Source organism: Gloeocapsopsis crepidinum LEGE 06123, assembly GCF_015207655.1.
Classification (GTDB): Bacteria; Cyanobacteriota; Cyanobacteriia; order Cyanobacteriales; family Chroococcidiopsidaceae; genus Gloeocapsopsis; species Gloeocapsopsis crepidinum.
Genome location: NZ_JADEWN010000123.1, coordinates 1 through 5,145 on the forward strand (window position 1 = coordinate 1; position 5,145 = coordinate 5,145).

The following is a 5,145-nucleotide window of genomic DNA, read 5'->3' on the forward strand; positions in this document are numbered from 1 at the left end:
TTCGACTCACTTGATGCTGTTACAGATGTCCTTTGCCAAGGCTTGCAGGAGTTAATGCTAGCTCCTGCAAAGCTGTCTTCCATGACCTACTTCCCTCATCTGAGAATTGTTCTTTAGAACGCGGTTTAGTATGATGCTCAAAAGGCATTAGAAATCATGCGATCGCATCCTTTAGGAGCAACAGCCCAAATAATTGGTAATGTAACTGACACCACAACTTCTGGTTTTGTCACCATGAAAAGTAAAATTGGTGCTCAACGCATTGTCGATATGTTAAGTGGAGAACAGCTACCACGAATTTGCTAGACAGTTACAGTTGTATTCCGTAATTGAGCATGCTAAGTCTTGTGGGTTTCTTGACTAAGTAGTCCAACTCCTAGGGCTACCAAAATCACGCCTAAAATTTGTCTACCTTGTAGAGCTTCTTGGATAATCACCCAAGCTAAAATTGCTGTTGCAGTGGGATTGCTAATCGCAACAATTGAGGCGATCGCGGCATTGGCTAAATGAATGCCAAAATTGTACAGCAGTTGTCCTGCTAGTGTGAGTAAAGCTGCAATTAAGCTGACAATCCACAGAATCGACCAGACATCACCAACGTCGATGTTGACAAGTAACAAACTCATGCTAGAGAACACCAAAATAACTGTACAACTAATGACAGTAAACGGAACAGGATGGATTTCTCGAAAGCAAATTTGTGCCAGAATGCCCTGAATAGCATACGCTACTCCTGCGCCTAATGCTGCCCCAATGCCAATCAAAGTATCCTGATCGGCTGTCGTTGTCAGACTAGGTGCAACAAGAAAACTGCCAGTGAAGATAATGATTAAAACCACCCAGCGCAACCACGTTGGGCGATCGCCAAAAATTCGCCAAGCGAGGATCGCAGTAATTGCGGGATGAATAAAAAATAACACCGTAGCAACGCCAGCAGGAATTTTCGCTAGGGCAATAAATAAAAGTGCTAAGGATAAAAATAGAGAAAAGCTACTGACGAAACTTTTAATCAGTAATGGGCGTTTTTGGGGGTGAAGCAACTGCTGTAAATTTCTCCATGTTGCGGCGTGAAGCTTGGGTGCTAGCAAAACCATTAACGGTAACATGACAACTGCTCGCAATTGCAAAAGTAACAATGAGTTGCCAAGACTAGGAGCAACAAATCCACCAAAGGGCAATACGCCAAAAACAAGGCTGTTGACAAAAACAACCCGCAACAGCACGTTTTGAGCAGCGAGACAGATGGAACCTAGAAAAACTAGTACAAAGCCAAGCATTAATTTAGAAGGGGTCAGAGGACGCTCCCTTAGACCTACGGTTCGGGGGTCAATCGGGGTTTTGTAATGAACTACTGAGAAGCAGGAGATTCAAGTTTGGGAAGAAATACAATTAATGGTAAAATAGAATACAGAAAATTTTTAAATTTAGTTTCCACTAGAAATTTTTATAGCGTGGGTAAGAAGAAGTAATTTGATGAATCGCTGGCGGCATCGCATTGTTAAATACGACAATACTCAATCTGAGGAAGTTAAGTCACAACGTCAACAGGATGGACACATTCATCCAAATTTTCGCTACATGAATTGGTTTTGTCCTTTAGGAATGGATAGCAGTAAATCAATTTAATTTAATCTGGGATAGTTGAACGCGAGCAAGCAAGATGCCTAGCTTACATCTCATACCTAATGAAAGTTAAATCTAGAGAAACGATGACTTGGGCAAACTACCTTTACTTATCTTGCCCAGTAGATTGCATATTTTTCCAAGATGACAAAAAAGCCGTAAAGTACTATTCCTAAAACAGCTAAGGCTAAAAGTCCAGCAAAGGCGAGTGGAACATCAAAATTGGAACTAGCAACAACGATGAGATAGCCCATCCCACCATTGGAGGCGACAGACTCAGCAATGACGGAACCGACAAAGGCGAAAGAAGCAGCAATCTTGAGCGAAGCAAATAGGTATGGTAGAGTGTGCGGCCATCCGACTTTTTGAAAGACTTCTAGTTGTGATGCACCAAGCGATCGCAATACGTCTTTCATTTCTGGTTCTACTGTATCTAGTCCTAAAGCAACATTAACAGCGATCGGGAAGAAGGCTAGTAAAAAAGCAGTTAGAGTAGCAGGAATTTCGTTAGCACCAAACCAGACTGCAAGCAGAGGAACTAAGGCAACTTTAGGAATTGTGTTAAAACCTACCAAAATCGGATAAAGCGTTAGGTAAGCAATTCGCGAGTAACCAATTAAAAATCCCAGGAAGACGCCTGTTGCGATCGCAATCAAAAAACCAGTGGTTGTGGTGACGAGTGTTCGCCATGCATTTGCCAGTATTTGCGGACTGTAATTAACTGCTGCTTGATAAATACTACTAGGTGAAGGTAGATTAAACTGTGGAATTTGAAAAACACGAACTACGATTTCCCAAACGACAAATAATAAAATAGTTGCCAGAAATGGTAATACAAAGCTTGCTGTTTTTGAGCGGAAGAAATGATTCAATTTAGAACGCATCGTTACACTTACCCTCGACGAATATGTCTGCGGATATCTGAAAATAGGTGATTAAAATCGTCTGTTAAGCACATTTCTAAAGTTCTTGGTCGAGGTAAATTGATTTTTAGCTGATAGATAATGGAACTAGGGCGCGGACTCATAACATACACTGTGTCTGAAAGAAAGACTGCTTCACGTAGGTCATGAGTAATCAACATTCCCACACATTGAACTCGCATCCACAAATTTTGCAACATGACCCACATTTCTTCGCGAGTAAAGGCATCAAGTGCAGCAAAAGGTTCATCTAATAAGAGAATCTCTGGCTGGTGAATTAAAGCACGACACAAGGATGCACGTTGACGCATACCTCCTGAAAGTTGCCAAGGAAGTTGTTGTTGAAAATCTTGTAAACCAACCGTTGTTAAGAGTTCTTGTGCCATACGCTTGTATTCTGGCAATCTTTTTTTATACTCGCGCTTGTAAGGTTGGACAACTTCTAAGGGAAGTAGGACATTTTTTAGTGTATTGCGCCAAGGTAATAAGACTGGGTTTTGGAAGGCAATACCAACATTTTTGAGAGGTTTAGTAATCTTATTTCCTTGAAGTCTAATTTCTCCAATTAAAGTAGGATTTAAACCCGAAACCATTTTGAGCAGTGAAGTTTTACCACATCCACTAGGACCTACAACAGAAACAAACTCGCCTTGATTAATTGAGAAGGAAACATCTTCAATAATTCTTCTTGGTTTACTATCAACACTATACTCTAATCCAACGCGGTCAAATTCTAGAAAATTATTAGTTTCAAAGGTTGTTAAATTAATTGAATTTGTTAAACTTTGATGTTGTATCATAATTTAATTTTGTCATCTTGCACTAAAAAACTATTTTTTTAGGTGGTAAATATTATTGACTGAACTTAAAATCAAGATATCTTAAATGTCTTTCTAGTTTAGAGATAATATCTAATTTTAGAAGATTCTGATTTGCAATAAGTCTAAAAAATCTAACAACAGATTAACCTCCCAAAGTTCACACTTTATCTGACGTGCTGTAGTGAAAAATTAGTATTACTCATTAAAGATCTATCAATAAAACAACTTTGTATCAGTAAATACAATTACTGTAAAGTATTTTATTCTCAAAATTGAGATAAACATTATATTAAGTAGTAAATGGTACTTTCTGTTGGCATAAAACACACTTTTCCGGAGGAATTGCATCCATATTTTGTAATGAAATTAAAACTTCAGTACGACAGGATAAATCAACATTAAATAGTCCTTTGGTAGCCACTAATCCGACACCTACAGGTTCAGCGTTGGCTTGATGTGCGATCGCTAGTAATTGTCTAGCAGTCCCTCCGGTTGTTGTAATGTCATCGACAACTAAAACACGCGCACTAACAGGAAAAGTAAAACCTTCAATTAAGGTGTATTTACCAGATTCCTCACGGGCGATCGCGACTTCTACCTTTAGATATTTAGCAACTTCAAACGCTAAAATACTTCCAGCTTCGTTTGCACCTAAAACATAATCAATGTTCTCGTTAGCAAAGCGGTGTGCTAATTCACTAAAAATAATTTCAGCAGCTTGCGGGTAGCGTAGCAGTTTAATACAACGAAAAAATCGAGTTGCATGAAGTCCACTAGCGAGTTGAAAGTGACCTGTTTGCAATGCTTCTGTCTTTTCAATAAGTTGGGCGATCGCTTGTTCTGACATTGGTAAAAGGTGAGAATAACAAGACGCTTAGCGACTAAAGTCACAGCTAAAAAACTAAGTCCACCTCCGTGGACTCATAAAATCAGGGTGTGTAAACCAAGCGATGCGGTTTCAACCGTTAAGCTTTTGCCCTGCATTGTACCTGCAACAAGTTTGCCAGATTTGAAGACAGCTAATCGCACCGTTTGATGTAAAATAGCTTCAGGAATTGAGTAAGCATCAAAAATAACTAAATCTGCTGGATTTCCTACATTAATTCCGTAAGGCAACCGTAACATCTTGGCTGCATTATTAGAAATTGTTTGCCATAGTCGTTCCAAGTCTCGATTTGCCATATATCCTGTCAGTTGTGCTAGCAACAATAAAGCTTTAAGTAAATCTGCATCGCCATAACGGATGAAGGGATCGCGCAAGTTATCTGTGCCACAGACAATATTAACTTCTGCTTCGAGCAGTTCTGCAACTCGTGTTAATTTAATTCGTGTTGGTAGCACGGTAACTGAAATATCAGCATTTTTGATGAGTTGAATTGCATCTTGTGCTTGACTATCAGAAACATGAGTCAATGAAGCAATATGTGAAACCGCAACTCGCCCTTGATAGTTATACTCAATCGTTTTCTGTGCTACGTAGGGAAGTGTAAATGCCTCAGCACTATCCCAGTTATCGAGGTGCAAATCTAAGTCGCAGTTGTACTGCAATGCTAAATTAAACAATGCGTCTACTTGAGCTTCAGGATTCGATGACCATAAACCCCGATTGACGTTACCACCAATAACTTTGATAACGTCAGTTCGGGATAAGAAAAGGAGGGGGCAAGTAAGCTGAAATTAAGTTAAACCATTCAGCGCCCCGTCCTATGTCTAGTTTAGAAGCATTGTTTTGTGAGGTCGATGATTTTTGCACATATTTTGAACCTCAGTGGCATAGG

At 39.6% G+C, this 5,145-nt stretch carries 7 protein-coding genes; 2 read left to right on the forward strand and 5 right to left on the reverse strand.

The window, feature by feature from the left end:
* The first annotated feature begins 156 nt into the window (after window positions 1-156).
* A complete protein-coding gene (locus IQ230_RS25825) occupies window positions 157-306 on the forward strand; it encodes a hypothetical protein (RefSeq protein ID WP_193935042.1) in 150 nt (49 codons plus the stop codon).
* 32 nt (window positions 307-338) lie between these two features.
* Here IQ230_RS25825 and IQ230_RS25830 read toward each other — a convergent pair whose 3' ends face one another.
* Entirely contained in the window at window positions 339-1,277 is a 939-nt protein-coding gene (locus tag IQ230_RS25830; RefSeq protein ID WP_193935043.1) for a DMT family transporter, read from the reverse strand.
* Window positions 1,278-1,473: 196 nt separating this feature from the next.
* Between IQ230_RS25830 and IQ230_RS25835 the strand changes: the two genes are divergently transcribed.
* Window positions 1,474-1,626 carry a hypothetical protein gene (locus tag IQ230_RS25835; RefSeq protein ID WP_193935044.1) on the forward strand — a complete coding sequence of 51 codons (153 nt, stop codon included), beginning with the start codon at window positions 1,474-1,476 and terminating at the stop codon, window positions 1,624-1,626.
* Between the two features lie 107 nt (window positions 1,627-1,733).
* Here the strand turns inward: IQ230_RS25835 and IQ230_RS25840 are convergent, their stop codons facing one another.
* From IQ230_RS25840 to IQ230_RS25855, 4 genes are all read right to left on the reverse strand, one after another.
* Window positions 1,734-2,507, reverse strand: coding sequence for an ABC transporter permease (locus tag IQ230_RS25840; RefSeq protein WP_193935045.1), 774 nt, complete (start codon window positions 2,505-2,507; stop codon window positions 1,734-1,736).
* Window positions 2,508-2,515: 8 nt separating this feature from the next.
* The gene (locus tag IQ230_RS25845; RefSeq protein WP_228055413.1) at window positions 2,516-3,346 is read right to left on the reverse strand and encodes an ABC transporter ATP-binding protein; all 831 of its coding nucleotides are present in this window, start codon (window positions 3,344-3,346) and stop codon (window positions 2,516-2,518) included.
* Window positions 3,347-3,656: 310 nt separating this feature from the next.
* Window positions 3,657-4,214 carry an orotate phosphoribosyltransferase gene (locus IQ230_RS25850; RefSeq protein WP_193935046.1) on the reverse strand — a complete coding sequence of 186 codons (558 nt, stop codon included), beginning with the start codon at window positions 4,212-4,214 and terminating at the stop codon, window positions 3,657-3,659.
* Window positions 4,215-4,288: 74 nt separating this feature from the next.
* Window positions 4,289-4,999: an amidohydrolase family protein gene (locus IQ230_RS25855; RefSeq protein WP_322742574.1), complete on the reverse strand. Its 711-nt coding sequence runs from the start codon at window positions 4,997-4,999 to the stop codon at window positions 4,289-4,291.
* Between the last annotated feature and the right edge of the window lie 146 nt (window positions 5,000-5,145).